Here is a 14,349-nt window from a genome sequence, read left to right on the forward strand (position 1 = left end):
GTCCGCAGAAACACTAGAGGTCGAAGCTTGTGCGAAAATGAAATCGGGCCGCGCCCCCGAAAGAACGCGACCCGGTTAATACCCCCGTCCCATGAGCATCGGAACGAGCCGATGCCGATCCGCTATTAGCGGAAGAGCGACAGGATCGACTGCGAGCTCGAGTTGGCGATCGACAGCGCCTGGATGCCGAGCTGCTGCTGAACCTGCAGAGCCGAAAGGCGAGCCGATTCGGCGTTCATGTCGGCGTCGACCAGAGCGCCAACGCCACGATCGACAGCGTCCATCAGCTTCGACGTGAAATCGAGCTGCGAGTCGATGCGGATCTTGGCGGCGCCGAAATCAGCTGCGGCCTCGCGCATGGTCTTCAGCGTCGCCTCGGCGGTCGAGAGGTCAGAGAAGTCAGCAGCTTCGAGGTCGAAAGCGGTCACGGTGATCAGGTCGGGCGTGCCCGAATCCTTGACGTATCCCGCGAGCACAGTCAGGTCGGCACCGCTGGTTGCCAGCAGGTTCTGACCTTCGAAGTCGGCCGACTTGGCGATCTGCGCGATCTGGTCGGTGAGTGCGGTGATTTCCTTGTTGGTTGCATCCGTGTCGATGCCGCCCTGTTCGTTGGAGGCGAGCTTGGCAACGATGCTCTCGCCGAGCTTGATGGCGGCTTCGAGACCGGTGTAGGCCACATCGACGACGGCGGAGCCGAAACCGAGCGAATCCTTGACGGCCTGGTTGACGCCGTTCTGAGCGCGCATGCCGGTGGCGATCGACCAGTAAGCAGCGTTGTCCGAAGCAGTCGAAACCTTCTGGCCGGTGGCGATGCGGTTCTGGGTGGTCGCCAGGTTCTTGTTGGTCAGCGACAGCGTCTGCAGAGCGGTCATTGCGGACGAATTGGTGAGAAGACTGGACATGGGTCCTGTTCCTTTAAGGTCTGATTTTTTTATGAGGAACATGCCGGAAGCTACCGGCGAGAGCGGAGCGGCATCATGCCTATGGCTCTGTTTGAACCAATCCGTCCTGTATGAATGCCTTTATGGCGGGCAATTCCTACCAAAAGGATAATTCAGTTTTGTGACTCTAGGGGCCGCTTCACCTCACCGCAACCCACGAAATCTTTCATCTCATTGTTCGGATGAGTCTTTTTGTCGCGGCGAAAATTCTTAACCATTTTGCGGAATGTTCAGTTGAACGATCTCACGAGGCTGCCGACGAGCAGGTTCCAGCCGTCGATAAGCACGAAGAACAGGATCTTGAAAGGCAGCGACACCACCGTCGGCGGCAGCATCATCATGCCCATGGCCATGGTGATGGTGGCGACGATCAGGTCGATGACGAGAAATGGCAGGACGATGAGGAAGCCTATCTCGAAACCGCGCCGGATTTCCGAAATCATGAAGGCCGGAACGAGCACGCGCAGATCGACATTTTCGCGCGAAACCGTCTGGCCGCGTTCGCGGGCGAGGTCGGCGAAGAGGTCGAAATCCTTGTCGCGGACATGTTTGACCATGAACTGACGGAAGGGATCGGAAATCCGCTCCAGCGCCTGGTCCTGGTTTATCTCGTTGTTCATCAGGGGACGCACGCCGTTGGCCCAGGCCTGATCAAAGGTCGGGGCCATGACGTAGAAGGTCATGAACAGCGACAGGCTGATGATGATCATGTTGGCAGGCGTCGTCTGCAGGCCCATGCCGACGCGCAGGATCGAGAAGGCGATGACGAAGCGGGTGAAGCTCGTCACCATGATGAGCAGGCCCGGCGCAATCGACAAAACCGTCAGCAGGCCGAACATCTGGATGATGTAGCCGACGGTCGTGCCGTCCGCCTGGCCGATGCCGCCGAGATCGATCTGCTGGGCCTGCGCCACCGTTGCGGTGGCGATCAGCGCGAAGGCCGTGAGGAGGAGTTTTCTCATTCGAAAAGCAGTGTCCGGATGAGCACCTGCTTGACGTGGCCTTCGCTGCGGATTTTTGCCCGCTCCTCGAGATCGGCTTTCAGATGCTGGAACCCGCTGGCGCCTTCGATCTGATGAACCTTGACGGTGCGAAGGAAGGCGAGGAGGTCCTGATGGATATCGTCGACAAGCGATTGCGGCTGGGCGGCGTCGAACACGACGGAGGCCTCCATGCGAACCCACATGTCGCTCGGCGCGGCAAGATTGGTGGTGATCGGCGGCAAAGGAACCTCGAGGCCGGCTGAAGCCTTGCCGTGGTCGCCCTCGGCCTTTGCCGGTGCTTCATGACCTTCGCCTGCTGCAACCTCAACCTTTGCCGCACTCTCACGACCATAGAGGTACTGGCCCGAAACCCAGCCGAGACCGATCGCGGCGGCCGTCATGCCCAGAAGGACCGCGGCCTGAATGACCAACGACGGACCTTTAGGCTGGGGAGGGGCTTGTTCGGTTACGGACATGGCGTCGGCGTTTCTTTCCTAGAAGGGAAGCACGTTGTCGAGGATCTGCTGGCCGTAGGGCGGCTGCTGGACCTCGGTCAGGCGTCCGCGCCCGCCATAGGAGATGCGGGCCTCGGCGATGCGCTCGTAGGAAATCGTGTTGTAGGGGCCGATGTCGGTCGGGCGAACGATGCCGGCGATGGTGAGGATGCGCAGTTCGGCGTTCACCCGCACTTCCTGCGAACCGTTGATGACGAGGTTGCCGTTGGGCAGCACGTCGCTGACGACGGCGGCGACCGAAAGCTCGATGCTTTCGGAGCGCTCGGTCTTGCCGGAGCCCTTGGTGGAGGTGTTGGAGCCGACATCGGCGTCGAAGGAGCCGCCCTGCTTGTTGCCGTTCCAGCCGAAATCCATGCCCGCGCCGAGGGTGCGGTTGACCTTGCGGTCTCGGTCGGACTCGTTCTTGAAGCGGGCGCGGTCGTTGATCTCGATCTTGACGGTGAGAATATCGCCCGGCGCCAGCGCGCGCGGATCGGTGAACAGCCGCTTCTGGCGATCGTCCCACAGCGAGAAGCGCTTTACCGGCTGGGCCGGCGGCTGGGGATATTGATAGACCGATTGCGCAGCGATGCCGGACCCGACCGGGGACATCACCGGCTCCTTGCCGACTTCTTCAACTCTGGTGGCGCAGCCGGAAACTGTTGCAGCGGCCAGTGCTACGAGGGCAAATCGGATCATGAGGGGTCTTCCTTGCGGGCGGCACTTGCCATGATGCCGGTAAGTGCTGCGGCCGCCTTGCGGTCCATTTCGTTGAGGATGACGCCGGCCTTGCGCGAATCGAGCTTCATCATGATGCCGGCGGCGACATTGATGTTGACCTCGGCCAACCGCTCGGCGGCGGCATCTGGCTTCATCGCGGCATAGATCTTGACGACGTTGTCTTCCGCCTTGGACAGGAAGTCGTCGCGGCGCTTCAGCCACTCCTCGTACTCGGCGCGCTTTTCCTCGAGCAGCTTCATGCGCTGGTCGATATCCTTCTGCAGCGTCTCGAGTTCCTGCGCCTGCAGCGCGTAGCGGCGGTCGCGGGCGGCGTCGGTGATGTTGGAGCAGAAGCGCTCGACTTCAGTTTCGGAGCCGTCGCTGGGAGCTGCGGCAGCGACAATCGACTGCGTTGCAGCCGGACCGCTGGCGCTCAGCATTGCCATCAACGCTGCGGCAGCAAGGATGCGGCCGGCGTTTCGCCGGAGCCATGTGAGGAAGTGGGGATCAGCGCTCATTGGCCTTCACCTATTGCAGCACGAGATCGGCCTGCAGGGCGCCGGCGGATTTGATGCCCTGAAGGATCGCGATGATGCCCGCCGGCTTGACGCCGAGCCGGTTCAAGCCGGAAACCAGCGTTTCGAGATCGGGCCCGTCAAGGAGCGCAACCTTCGCGTCGGGCTGGGCGATGTCGATGGCGGTGTTCGGCTCGACCGCGGTGACGCCGCGCGAGAACGGCTCCGGCTGGACGATCGTCGGGGTTTCGGTGATGCGCACGGTCAGCGTGCCGTGACTGATGGCAACGCGCGAGATGCGCACATCCTGGCCGATCACGATCGTGCCGGTGCGCTCATCGACGACGACGCGGGCGGGTACGTCGGATTCCACGACCAGATTTTCAAGCTCGGCATAGAAGCGCGCCGGCGAAATGCCCTCCGGCTTGCGGATCATGACGGTGCGCGAATCCTGCTCGCTGGCAACGCGCTTGCCGAAGCGGGCGCGGGAATAATCGTTGATGACGTCGGTGACGCGCACGGCGGTGGAGAAGTCTGCGTTGAGAAGCTGAAGGGTGAGCAGCGACTGGTCGCCCATTGCCGCCTGCACCTGACGCTCGACGATGGCGCCGTTGGGCACGCGACCGGCCGTCGGTACGCCTTGTGTCACGCGCTCGGCCTGGCCTTGGGCCTCGAAGCCGGCAATGAAGACGGGGCCTTGCGCCACAGCGTAGATTTCGCCGTCGGCTGCCTTCAGCGGCGTCATGATCAGTGTGCCGCCGGCCAGCGAAATTGCATCGCCCATGGAAGAGACGCTGACATCGATGCGCGCGCCGGACTGGACGAAGGGCGGTAGGTTGGCGGTGACGATGACGGCGGCGACATTCTTGGCGCGGGCACGGCCGCCTTCGGACGCGATGCCGAGATTTTCGAGCATGGCGCGGATCGACTGCTCGGTGAAGGGCGAGTTGCGGAGACTATCGCCCGAACCCTGCAAGCCGATGACCAGGCCATAGCCGACGAGCTGGTTGTCACGCGCGCTCTGCAGCCGGGCAATGTCCTTGATGCGCGAGATCGGGCCGTTGCCGCCGGGCAGGCGCCGGCCGCGATTGTCATAGCCTTCGTCGCCATAGGCACCGCCCGCGCCGCCGGTGGCGGCAAGCACGCGCGCATTCGTGTCGATGGCCGCGCCGTTGACGCGACCGGGGATCTTGCCCTCGGGGCCGTCGGCCAGGGCCGGCTGAAGCCCGATCAGGAAAGCCAGAACCAGTGAAATTATGCGCATCATAGGCCGCTGACCCGTACGGAGCCATCGGCCATGATGGTGCCCGATAGTACCTTGCCGCTGTCGAGATTGCGGACCTTGATCATGTCGCCGGCCGAACCTGGCTGAAGCGTCACGGCAGCCGCCGAGATGGTGAGTACGCCCGAGACGAACAGTGCCTGGACCGCAGCACCCTGTTCGACGAGAAAGGCGTCGCGCACCGCCGCGAGCGGGATGTAACGGCCCGGCAGCAGCGTGCGGCGTGCGATCTTGCCTTCGATGTCGGTCCTTGCCATGGCAACGGCAGCCGGCGGCTGCTTGCCCTGGCTCAAGGTGACTTCCTTGAGTGCCTCTGCAGGAATGGTCTCGCCGGGATAGATGACGCGATTGGGGATGGTCACCGTCTCGCCGGCAAAGGAAACAGCCGCGCCCGTCAGCAGCGCCAGTCCGGCGGCGGCCGCAACAATCAGGCTGTGAAATGCGCGCGGCATCATTCTCGTCACCTTATGTTCTTGGAGACCACGGCAGCCATTTCGTCGGCGGCCTGAATGACCTTGGAGTTCATCTCGTAGGCGCGCTGGGCAGAGATCAGCTCGGTGATTTCCTTGACCGGATCGACGTTGGAGTTCTCGAGGTAACCCTGCTCGACCGTGGCATAGCCGGGATCGCCCGGCACGCCGACATTGGCGACGCCGGAGGCAGGGGTTTCCTGGAAGAGATTGTCTCCGAGCGGCGCAAGGCCGGCCTCGTTGGCGAAGGTCGCCAGCGTCAGCTGGCCGAGGTCCTGAAGGTCGGCTTGGCCGTCGATGCGGGCAAACACCTGGCCGGTCTTGTTGACGACGACCTCGACGGCATCGGCCGGAACGGTGATCGCCGGCTGGACGTTGAAGCCGTCGACGGTGACGAGCTGGCCGGTGGCGTTGGTGTTGAAGGAGCCGGCGCGGGTGTAGAGGGTCTGGCCGTCGGCGCCCTCGATCTGGAACCAGCCGGTGCCGGTCAGCGCGAGATCGAGCTTGTTGCCGGTGCTGGTGAGCCCGCCCTGAACGTGGACGTTGCGCACTGCGGAGGTCTTGACGCCGAGGCCGATCGTGACGCCTTCCGGCACGACATTGGCATTGGCCCGGTTGGGCACGCCCTGCATGCGGTCAACCTGGTAGAGCAGGTCGGAGAATTCGGCACGCGCCCGCTTGAAGCCGGTGGTGTTGATGTTGGCGATGTTGTTGGCGATGACTTCCAGATTGGTCTGCTGGGCGTTCATGCCGGTGGCGGCGATGGCGAGTGCTTTCATGATCTATTGTCCTCAGATCGCCATGCGGCTGACTTCGAGATAAGCGGTGACGATCTTGTCGCGGATGGCGACCGCCGCCTGGAGAGACTGCTCGGCGGTCATCACCGCATCGGCAACCTTGCGCATGTCGGCGTCGCCCTGAAGCGCCTGGACCGATACGTTCTCGGCACCCTTGAGCGTGTCGATGGTGCGGTTGGCGGCTTCCGAAACCATTGTCGCGAAGGACTGGCCGATGTCGGTTCCGGCCGTCTGTCCGAGACTGCCGGGGGAGAGGCCGATGGTGTTCTCGACACCGCTCGGCTGGAGTTTCGTGCCTATTGCGCCGATGCCGGTGATCATCAGTTGCCTCTCATCAGGTCGATGGTCATGGAAATGAGGTCGCGCGCCTGTTTGACGACCTGGAGATTTGCTTCGTAGGAGCGGTTTGCCTCAGTCATGTCGGCCATTTCGACCAACACATTGACGTTGGGCATCTTGACGTAGCCGTTCTCGTCGGCTGCCTCGTGGCCGGGCAGGAACTCGACCGGATAAGCCGTCTGGTCGCGATTGATCGCGGCGATATCCACCGTCGATGCGCCGACGGCGCGATCGACCTCGGCGGAGAAGATGATGGTCTTGCGCTGATAGGGGTCGGCGCCGGGCGTGCTGCCGGTCGACTGCGCGTTGGCAAGGTTTTCCGAGACGATGCGCAGTCTTTCCGACTGGGCGGTGAGGCCGGAGGCTGCGACCTTGAGCGTGGCGGTGAGTGCGTCCATCCGGGTCAGCCCTTCACGGTCAGCATCATCATGCGGTGGAACGCCTTGACGATTGCGGTATTCAACTCGAAGGTGCGGCGCACTTCGCCGGCCTTCATCAGCTCGTTTTCGAGCACGACGGTGTTTTCCGAGGGCAGCACCGAGTTCTTGCCGTCCTCGTTGCGGACGGCATAGGCGGCCTTGGAGATGCCGCCGGCGAAATGGCCTTCCTGCGTGGCGCTCATGGCGACGCGGCGCTTGTCGAGCACCTTCTCGAAAGGCTCGATTTCGGCAGTGCCGTAGCCGGGCGTATTCACATTGGCGATGTTGCCGGCGATCGCCGACTGGCGAACAGCCAGCCAGTCGGATTGCTGGGAAGCGAGATTGAACAAATTGACAGGCTGCATAGAAATCTCCGGGCAGATTTCCACACTGTAGGCAGCCAGTCTTGCGCGGGCCTTGCGGCTGGCTTGCAGTTATTGGCTGACCATGACCTTTTCCAAAAACCGGCGTCCGCTTTTTGGGGTCACGGTCTGATCGCTACTGCGAAAGCTCGACGATCTTGTCTGCGCTGGTGACGAGCACCCATTTCTTGCCACGCAGCTCGATACTGGCGACGCGGCTGTTGTCGGGCAGGAGCGAGCCGCGCTGAACGACCCACAGGCCGGTTTCGTCTTCGATCATGGCGCGGCCGTTGACGACATGGACCAGGCTGAACGTCGCCTCTTCACCGGGAAACGGCTGATCGGCGAGTGCAGACGCTACCCTCGGCACATCGTCGCTCGGCAAGGAGGCCGTGACGAAGGGATCGAGTTTTCCGAATGGAAGATCCTCGTCGGCGAAGGGTGCCTCGACAGTCTCATAGCGCGAAGAAAAAGCTATCCGGGCCGGGCGGGTGCCCTGGCCACTGCCACTGAACTGCAGGGCCTGCACGCCGAACTTCTCCTGATTGAGAAAGACGTACCAGGGAAAAAGCGCACAGAAGAGGCCGAGCCCGACACCAAGGCCGGCAATGACCAGATCGCTGCGACGATCCGGGTTGCGGAGAGCTTTGACCGGCACTGTCGGGCGCATGGGCGCCCGGGCAGGTGCGGGTCTGGCTTTAGCCGTGGCGACGGCAGCCGGCTTGGCACGCTGGAACGGACGCCAGCCGGCCTTTTCCTTCTCGGCCTTGCGTATTTCGTTGCGCGCCGGTTCGGTTCTTGTCGATTGCGTCGATGGTCTCGCCTTGAGCGTTACCCGCTCCGGCGTGCTTTCCTCGATTATGTCCAGCAGTTCGCGTTCGACGCTTCTGGGTTGCGGGTCGGGATGGAGTTGCTGCAGCACCTCCTTTTCCCTTTCCGCCCTGCTTGCGTTGGCCAATTCCTGGCGGCGCTGTTCGAAATATCCGGGCTTGGCGCTACGCCGAAAAAGCCGCCAGCCGGAGCGCTCGACCTCGGCCTCATTCTGTTCGGGGATATCTTCGAGGGTCTCTTCGACCTGCGCCGGTTTCAGGCGCCGCCGCCAGGACCAGCGCCGTGTCTCCTCGTCCCATCTTCTGCTCCTGCTGAAGATGCGGCTGGTGCTCTGCTTGAGCTCGCGCAGACGCCGCCGGACTGCCCGCCATCCGGTTTGTTCCTCCCTGGCCCTGCTCTCGTCGAGCATGGCGCGGAGGGCGTGTTCAATTTCCCGGAGCTGCATCGGGCTTTTCCTTGGCTCTGAGATGACGGGCGAGATCGGCGAGCGGATCGGGCGAGGGCGGGTCGGCCGGCGACTGGGTCAGAACTTCGTAGACCACGGGCACCTGACGCACCGCCAGGTCGAGCTCGGCGTCGGCGCCCGCCTGATAGGCACCGAGCAGGCGGATGTCGCGCGTATCTTCGAAGCGTGAAATCATAGATTTCAGCCGGGTTACCAGCGCGCGTTCGTCATTGCTCCAGGCCTTGCCGGCCAGACGCGAAATGGATGACAGCGGATTGACCGCCGGGTAGCGGCCCTGTTCGGCAATTGCGCGGTCGAGCACGATGTGGCCGTCGAGAATGCCGCGCACGGAATCGGCGACGGGATCGTTGTGGTCGTCGCCGTCGACGAGAACCGAAATGATCGCCGTAATGGAGCCTGTCGTTCCCTCGACGCCGGGGCCGGCGCGTTCGAGCAGCTTGGGCAGGTCGGTGAAGACGGACGCGGGATAACCGCGCGCGATCGGCGGCTCGCCGGTGCCTATGGCGACTTCGCGCAACGCATGGGCAAAGCGCGTGATCGAATCGAGGACCAGAAGCACGCGGTCGCCGCGCTCGCGGAAATGCTCTGCGACGCGCATGGCGGTGTCGGGCGCGCGGCGGCGCATCATGGCGCTTTCGTCGCTGGTGGCGACGACGGCGACCGTCTTGGCCATGCTGGCCTGACCGATCGTGTCTTCGAGGAATTCGCGCACCTCGCGGCCGCGTTCGCCTACGAGCGCAACGACGACAGTGTCGAAGGCTTCCGCACCCGCAAGCATGGCGAGCAGTGTCGACTTGCCGACGCCGGAACCGGCGAAGATGCCGAGGCGCTGGCCGAAGCAGATCGGCGTGAAGATATCGATGACGCGGACGCCGGTGAGAAACGAGGTTTCGACGCGCTGGCGTGACAATGCGGCCGGCGGCACGGAATCGGCTGCGTCCTGGATATCTCCTTCAACCAGAGCCGGGCCGCCGTCTATTGGCCGGCCGAGCGAGTCGATGGCGCGTCCGCGCCAGGTGACATGCGGTGCAACGGCGAAGGGTCCGCGGTTGAAGACAAGGTCGTTGACGCCGGCATCGGCGGTGCGTTCGAAGGGTGCGACCAGTACGTCCTGCGAGCCGATCTGGATGATCTCGCCCCGCCGCGTTCCGTTCTGGCCGCGATGCTCGACGATGTCGCCGAGCCTTGCCGTGCCGGAAAGGCCGCGGACATGGTAGTGCGTCGGCGATACTTCGGTGATCCGCCCACCGCGTTTGACGATGGTGCGCGCGTCGGCGAAGCGATGATAGCTCCGCTCCAGGATGGTCAACCTGTTCTCATGATGCGCAGGCTGAAGGTCCGGGTTGGCTGCGACCGGCTGGGCGTTGGTCATTTACACTACTTCGAGCCGAGCGTCCGGACGGCTTCGCCGAAGGTCTCCTCGGAGCTGCGCATCAGGGCGGCTGTCTGTTCGAAGGCACGCTGGACGCCGATCAGCCGCGTCATTTCCAGGATCGGGTTGACGTTGGAATCTTCGACGAAGCCCTGTGCGACGCCGACATCGATGCGGTCCACCACAGGATCGGGCTGGCCGTTGGGGATGATGCCGGAATTGCCGTAGCGCTGGAAGTTGGTGCCGGGGTTGAATTCGTAGAGGCCGATTGCCGCGACGAGCTGGCCGTCCTGGCGAAGCACGCCGTCGGCACCTGCCTGAGGTGCGCCGTTGCGCGGGTCGAGCTGGATCGGCGCGCCGCCGGCGTCGAGCACGGGATAGCCTTCGATGGAAACGAGCTGGCCGGTCTCCAGCATGGTGAAGCGGCCGTCACGGGTCATGATGGTGCCGGCCGGCGTCTCGATGCCGAACCAGGCATCGCCGCGAATGGCAAAGTCGAACGGATTGCCGGTTTCGCGGAACGATCCCGACTGCGTCGACAGATAGGTGTCGCCGGTCGAGGCGAAGGACACGGATTTTTCGCCGACGCCCGAGACGACGTCTTCGAACTTCACGCCGGTGGCGCGAAAGCCGACCGTCGAGGCATTCGCGACGTTGTCGGCGATCGTGTTGAGCCGGCGCTCCAGCGCGATCTGGGACGAGAGGGCGACGTAGAGACCATCCTGCACTTTATATGTTCCTCAGCGTTTCATTGACTGGATGGAGAGCAGCAGATTCGTCGACACGCCATATTCGGCCGGCTGGCTGAACAGCACCGTCAGCGAAGTAGCGGCCGACGTCGAGGGATTTTCGATTTCCCAGAGCGCGGTGAAGCGCTGGATGAACTTGCCGAGCTTGTCGGGATCGGAAAGGTCTTCGATCTTCAGCCGCGACTCGAAATATTTGACCTGCTTGTCGATGTCGGCCTGCGCGAATGCGTCGGGCAGGCCGAGCGCGGTGCGGACGACCTGCGCAAGCGCCTTGTCGCCGAGGACTTCGTAGAAATTGGTGATGTTTGGGGCATTGCGCTGGAAATAGAGCGCGAGCCGCACGCCTTCATTCTGCGCACCAGCGTCCTGTTCCAGCGACTGGCGGAGATATTTGTCGGTGACGGGCTGCTGGGACAAGACGTAGGTCGTTGCCTTCTCACCATAGGCCTCGAAGTTGAAGGCTGTCGCGAAGGCAGCGTAGCGCGGCTCCTCCTGCTTGTTTGCGAGGCTGTTCTCATCGCGGACACCGCCCTCGAGAATCTTGCGCAGAAAATCGTTCGTGTCGATTTCCGGGTCCATCGCGTAGGCGGTCTTGATATAGCTGACCAGCCGATCATTCTTCATCAGCTCGTCGATCGACTTCACTTTGACGATATTGGCCAGGTAGTAGGTCGTCTCGGCCTTCACTGCATCGGAGTCGGGATTGCCGCCGTTGATCTTGATCTGGGTGGCGTAGTTCTCAGCGGTGAACTGCTGCGCCATGTTGTAAGTGGTCGTCTCTTCGCCGCGGGCGGCGAAGTTGAAGCTGCGGACGAATTCGGCGTAACGCTTGTCGCTGAGCTTGTTGGCGAAGCTGTTCGGATCCGAAATGCCTTCCTTCAGCGCCTTCTCCATGAACGCCTTGGCATAGGCCATGTCTTCCAGCCCATGGGCCTTCATCGCGTAGTTGAACAGCCGGGTGTTCGAGACGAACTCGTCGATCGTCTTCACCTTGGAGATGTTTTCGAGATAATATTTGGTCTCGCGATCCACCACGGGCTGCTTGCTGACGCGGTCGAGCGACCTTGTCAGGTTGCTCGCAATGAGCTGGTAGCTGGTATAGGTCGTCATCGCGTGGCAAGCCTCCGCCCAAAGTATCCGGAGAAGCTAAACCAACTTCCTTGCGCGAAGCTGAATCGCAGACGCATGCAGAAACAGCTTGTGATTTTTTGCGGTTGCGAAAAAAATACGAACCCGATTCAAGCCTCACACAAGGCACAGCCGCTATTGCATTAGGCTGTAGGACTTGCGGAAGGACGGGCAGTGGGCATTCTGATCGGTTTTGCGGTGACTCTGGGCTGTGTGCTCGGCGGCTTCATGGCCATGGGCGGGCACATCGACGTGCTTATGCAGCCATGGGAGTTCGTCATCATCGGTGGCGCGGCACTCGGGTGCTTCCTGGTCGCCAATCCGATGAAGACGGTGAAGGATACCGGCAAGGCCTGTGTCGAGGCTTTCAAGCAGGCGGTGCCGAAGGAGCGCGACTATCTCGAGACGCTCGGCGTGCTGCACAGCCTGATGCGCGAACTGCGCACCAAATCGCGCAGCGAGGTCGAGGCTCATATCGACAATCCGGAAGAATCGGTGATCTTCCAGGCCTTCCCAACCGTCCTGAAGAAACATGACCTGACGCATTTCATCTGCGACTACTGCCGCCTCATCATCATCGGCAATGCGCGTTCGCACGAGATCGAAGCGCTGATGGACGAGGAGATCCAGACGATCCGTTCCGACAGCCTCAAGCCCTATCACGCGATGACGGCGATGGCCGACGGCCTGCCGGCGCTCGGCATCGTGGCTGCGGTGCTCGGCGTGGTGAAGGCGATGGGCGCGCTCGACCAGTCTCCTGAAATCCTCGGCGCGCTGATCGGCGCGGCACTTGTCGGCACCTTCCTCGGCATTTTCCTGTCCTATGCAGTGGTCGGGCCTGTCGCCACCAAGATCAAGATCGTGCGCGAGAAGAACAACCGCCTCTACATCATCGTGAAGCAGACGCTGCTCGCCTACATGAACGGCTCGCTGCCTCAGGTGGCTATCGAATTCGGCCGCAAGACGATTTCGTCCTACGACCGGCCGTCGATCGATGCGGTCGAACAAAGCACCATGAACACTGCCGCCGACGCCAAGAAGGCTGCCTGATAGATGGTCGCGTCTGAACGGGAATCATGCCGGCCATGAGCAGCGTAGCCAGTCCAGCGGAGACGCGAGCGTTCATCGTCGAACGCCTTGTCGGCGATACGGGTGAGCCCGACCGCATCCTCGATGCGGCGCGCTCGCTTTCGGAGCGCGCGCTTCCGGCGATCATCCAGGGTCTTGGCGAAAATCTTTCGGTGCCGGTCGGTTTCGACATCGTCTCGGTCGATCTGGCCCGGCTCGCGCAGGCGCGGCCGACGAGCGGCCATCATGCGATGACGGTTGCTTCATCAACCTCGTCACCCGATGCGCTGATCCTGTCGATGGATGCGGCAGCCGTTGCTATCATCGTCAGCGCGCTTTTCGGCGGCGATCCCGAACTGCCGGTTTCGCCGATCAACCGCGAATTGTCGCCGACGGAGACGGAAGTGGCGACGATGGTGTTCCAGCAGATCGCCGAGGCGGTCAACGGTTCCGGCCCGCGCGCCTTCGAGTTCAGATTGCCTCTGCCTGCCGCGATCACCGGCCTGGAACTGAAGAAGCACATTGTCCGCGACGGGCCCGCCGTGCGTGTCGTCTTTTCGGTTTCGATGGGCGCCACGGTCGGCAAGGTGTCGCTGACCATGCCGCAGCGCGTGCTTCTCAAGCATCGCGGCGACGCGGGCGTGAAGCAGAGTGCGGAACCGGAGACGGAATGGCGCACCCGTTTCAGCGAGGAAGTCATGCGCTCGGAGGTCAATCTGGAGGCGACGATGCCGCTCGCCAAGATGACACTCGGCGAGATTGCCATGCTGCAAGCGGGACAGATCATCGAGCTCGGAGAGACGGCGCAGTCGGAGGCAAGGCTTTCGGCGCGCAACAAGACACTGTTTGTGTGTGAATTCGGCAAATTGGGGCAGAATTACACTGTGCGAATCAGGCATCCTTTCGATGCCGGCCAGGACTTCATCGATACGCTGCTGCCGGGATGACGCGCGGCGCCGTTTCGAGAAGAACCTGAATTGGAGAAGGCTATGAACCAGACCAACCCGGCGCCGGATGTCGATATTCCGGAAGAACAGCTCAACCGGGCGATCGAGGAATTGCGCGGTGCTCTCCAGGAAGAGGAAAAGCGCTCGCCGGACAAGGCCAAGGCTGAACAGCAGGCGTCGAATGCCGGCGTGATCATGAACATTCCCGTCGACGTTCAGATCGTGCTTGGCAGCACCGAAATGCCTGTCTCCGATCTGATGGCCTTGCAGAAGGGTTCGACCGTCGCTCTCAATCGTCGTATCGGCGAGCCCGTCGACGTTGTCGTCAATGGCCGCAAGATCGCGCGGGGCGAAATCACCGTGCTGGAGAGCGATCCGTCGCGCTTCGGCATCAAGCTCACCGAAATCATAACTGCGGCGAAGCCCGCGTGATGGATTTCCGCGCTCCCGCCAATTGCAGGAGGCT

General features: G+C 62.5%; 18 protein-coding genes. 3 read left to right on the top strand and 15 right to left on the bottom strand.

The features are described from left to right. Positions 1-125: 125 nt before the first annotated feature. The 15 genes from DZG07_RS07365 to DZG07_RS07435 all read right to left on the bottom strand — a co-directional run bounded on the left by DZG07_RS07365 (position 126) and on the right by DZG07_RS07435 (position 11,850). Positions 126-902, bottom strand: a complete 777-nt coding sequence (locus DZG07_RS07365; RefSeq protein ID WP_119815568.1) for a flagellin — start codon at positions 900-902, stop codon at positions 126-128. Between the two features lie 269 nt (positions 903-1,171). Next, complete coding sequence (gene fliP, locus DZG07_RS07370) at positions 1,172-1,903, bottom strand: flagellar type III secretion system pore protein FliP (RefSeq protein WP_091915182.1); 732 nt, start codon at positions 1,901-1,903, stop codon at positions 1,172-1,174. Beyond that, positions 1,900-2,355: a flagellar basal body-associated FliL family protein gene (locus DZG07_RS07375; protein WP_348626414.1), complete on the bottom strand. Its 456-nt coding sequence runs from the start codon at positions 2,353-2,355 to the stop codon at positions 1,900-1,902. The genes fliP and DZG07_RS07375 overlap by 4 nt, the downstream gene beginning before the upstream one ends. A gap of 63 nt (positions 2,356-2,418) precedes the next feature. Next, the gene (flgH, locus tag DZG07_RS07380) at positions 2,419-3,117 is read right to left on the bottom strand and encodes a flagellar basal body L-ring protein FlgH (RefSeq protein ID WP_091915178.1); all 699 of its coding nucleotides are present in this window, start codon (positions 3,115-3,117) and stop codon (positions 2,419-2,421) included. Then, a complete protein-coding gene (locus tag DZG07_RS07385) occupies positions 3,114-3,656 on the bottom strand; it encodes a MotE family protein (RefSeq protein ID WP_119815573.1) in 543 nt (180 codons plus the stop codon). Before DZG07_RS07385 ends, flgH begins: the two co-directional genes overlap by 4 nt. 10 nt (positions 3,657-3,666) lie before the next feature. Continuing rightward, positions 3,667-4,920: a flagellar basal body P-ring protein FlgI gene (locus DZG07_RS07390; protein ID WP_119815576.1), complete on the bottom strand. Its 1,254-nt coding sequence runs from the start codon at positions 4,918-4,920 to the stop codon at positions 3,667-3,669. After that, a complete protein-coding gene (gene flgA, locus DZG07_RS07395; protein WP_091915171.1) occupies positions 4,917-5,390 on the bottom strand; it encodes a flagellar basal body P-ring formation chaperone FlgA in 474 nt (157 codons plus the stop codon). The genes DZG07_RS07390 and flgA overlap by 4 nt, the downstream gene beginning before the upstream one ends. Positions 5,391-5,395: 5 nt before the next feature. After that, on the bottom strand, positions 5,396-6,184 hold the full coding sequence (gene flgG / locus DZG07_RS07400; RefSeq protein WP_091915169.1) for a flagellar basal-body rod protein FlgG: 789 nt from the start codon (positions 6,182-6,184) through the stop codon (positions 5,396-5,398). Positions 6,185-6,196: 12 nt separating this feature from the next. Beyond that, entirely contained in the window at positions 6,197-6,523 is a 327-nt protein-coding gene (locus DZG07_RS07405; protein WP_091915167.1) for a flagellar hook-basal body complex protein FliE, read from the bottom strand. Continuing rightward, the gene (gene flgC / locus DZG07_RS07410; protein WP_091915164.1) at positions 6,523-6,939 is read right to left on the bottom strand and encodes a flagellar basal body rod protein FlgC; all 417 of its coding nucleotides are present in this window, start codon (positions 6,937-6,939) and stop codon (positions 6,523-6,525) included. The genes DZG07_RS07405 and flgC overlap by 1 nt, the downstream gene beginning before the upstream one ends. A gap of 5 nt (positions 6,940-6,944) precedes the next feature. Continuing rightward, positions 6,945-7,325 (bottom strand): flagellar basal body rod protein FlgB, encoded by a 381-nt coding sequence (gene flgB / locus DZG07_RS07415; protein ID WP_091915162.1) that lies wholly within the window; start codon positions 7,323-7,325, stop codon positions 6,945-6,947. 133 nt (positions 7,326-7,458) lie between these two features. Continuing rightward, a complete protein-coding gene (locus DZG07_RS07420) occupies positions 7,459-8,598 on the bottom strand; it encodes a hypothetical protein (protein WP_119920254.1) in 1,140 nt (379 codons plus the stop codon). Then, complete coding sequence (gene fliI, locus DZG07_RS07425; protein ID WP_119815582.1) at positions 8,579-9,991, bottom strand: flagellar protein export ATPase FliI; 1,413 nt, start codon at positions 9,989-9,991, stop codon at positions 8,579-8,581. The genes DZG07_RS07420 and fliI overlap by 20 nt, the downstream gene beginning before the upstream one ends. Positions 9,992-9,996: 5 nt before the next feature. Then, positions 9,997-10,719, bottom strand: a complete 723-nt coding sequence (gene flgF, locus DZG07_RS07430) for a flagellar basal-body rod protein FlgF (RefSeq protein ID WP_091915159.1) — start codon at positions 10,717-10,719, stop codon at positions 9,997-9,999. 12 nt (positions 10,720-10,731) lie between these two features. Beyond that, positions 10,732-11,850: a DUF1217 domain-containing protein gene (locus tag DZG07_RS07435; RefSeq protein ID WP_091915158.1), complete on the bottom strand. Its 1,119-nt coding sequence runs from the start codon at positions 11,848-11,850 to the stop codon at positions 10,732-10,734. 192 nt (positions 11,851-12,042) lie between these two features. Here DZG07_RS07435 and motA point away from each other — a divergent pair, with 192 nt between their 5' ends. Genes motA through fliN form a run of 3 tightly spaced genes read left to right on the top strand, consistent with a single transcriptional unit; the run spans position 12,043 to position 14,315 of the window. Continuing rightward, complete coding sequence (gene motA / locus DZG07_RS07440; protein ID WP_091915157.1) at positions 12,043-12,918, top strand: flagellar motor stator protein MotA; 876 nt, start codon at positions 12,043-12,045, stop codon at positions 12,916-12,918. 35 nt (positions 12,919-12,953) lie between these two features. Next, positions 12,954-13,883 (top strand): FliM/FliN family flagellar motor switch protein, encoded by a 930-nt coding sequence (locus tag DZG07_RS07445; RefSeq protein ID WP_119821494.1) that lies wholly within the window; start codon positions 12,954-12,956, stop codon positions 13,881-13,883. Positions 13,884-13,925: 42 nt separating this feature from the next. Continuing rightward, positions 13,926-14,315, top strand: a complete 390-nt coding sequence (gene fliN, locus DZG07_RS07450) for a flagellar motor switch protein FliN (protein ID WP_091915156.1) — start codon at positions 13,926-13,928, stop codon at positions 14,313-14,315. Positions 14,316-14,349 lie beyond the last annotated feature (34 nt).

Origin of the sequence: Mesorhizobium sp. DCY119 (assembly GCF_003590645.1) — a bacterium.
In the GTDB taxonomy this organism is placed as follows: domain Bacteria; phylum Pseudomonadota; class Alphaproteobacteria; order Rhizobiales; family Rhizobiaceae; genus Mesorhizobium_M.

Excerpts from the sequence above, each read along its gene's own strand:
- fliN (WP_091915156.1), top strand. The coding sequence starts at position 13,926 with ATGAACCAGACCAACCCGGCGCCGGATGTCGATATTCCGGAAGAACAG.
- flgH (WP_091915178.1), bottom strand. The coding sequence starts at position 3,117 with ATGATCCGATTTGCCCTCGTAGCACTGGCCGCTGCAACAGTTTCCGGC.
- DZG07_RS07385 (WP_119815573.1), bottom strand. The coding sequence starts at position 3,656 with ATGAGCGCTGATCCCCACTTCCTCACATGGCTCCGGCGAAACGCCGGC.
- DZG07_RS07405 (WP_091915167.1), bottom strand. The coding sequence starts at position 6,523 with ATGATCACCGGCATCGGCGCAATAGGCACGAAACTCCAGCCGAGCGGT.
- fliP (WP_091915182.1), bottom strand. The coding sequence starts at position 1,903 with ATGAGAAAACTCCTCCTCACGGCCTTCGCGCTGATCGCCACCGCAACG.
- DZG07_RS07435 (WP_091915158.1), bottom strand. The coding sequence starts at position 11,850 with ATGACGACCTATACCAGCTACCAGCTCATTGCGAGCAACCTGACAAGG.
- fliI (WP_119815582.1), bottom strand. The coding sequence starts at position 9,991 with ATGACCAACGCCCAGCCGGTCGCAGCCAACCCGGACCTTCAGCCTGCG.
- DZG07_RS07445 (WP_119821494.1), top strand. The coding sequence starts at position 12,954 with ATGAGCAGCGTAGCCAGTCCAGCGGAGACGCGAGCGTTCATCGTCGAA.
- flgA (WP_091915171.1), bottom strand. The coding sequence starts at position 5,390 with ATGATGCCGCGCGCATTTCACAGCCTGATTGTTGCGGCCGCCGCCGGA.
- flgG (WP_091915169.1), bottom strand. The coding sequence starts at position 6,184 with ATGAAAGCACTCGCCATCGCCGCCACCGGCATGAACGCCCAGCAGACC.
- DZG07_RS07390 (WP_119815576.1), bottom strand. The coding sequence starts at position 4,920 with ATGATGCGCATAATTTCACTGGTTCTGGCTTTCCTGATCGGGCTTCAG.
- DZG07_RS07365 (WP_119815568.1), bottom strand. The coding sequence starts at position 902 with ATGTCCAGTCTTCTCACCAATTCGTCCGCAATGACCGCTCTGCAGACG.
- DZG07_RS07420 (WP_119920254.1), bottom strand. The coding sequence starts at position 8,598 with ATGCAGCTCCGGGAAATTGAACACGCCCTCCGCGCCATGCTCGACGAG.
- flgB (WP_091915162.1), bottom strand. The coding sequence starts at position 7,325 with ATGCAGCCTGTCAATTTGTTCAATCTCGCTTCCCAGCAATCCGACTGG.
- flgC (WP_091915164.1), bottom strand. The coding sequence starts at position 6,939 with ATGGACGCACTCACCGCCACGCTCAAGGTCGCAGCCTCCGGCCTCACC.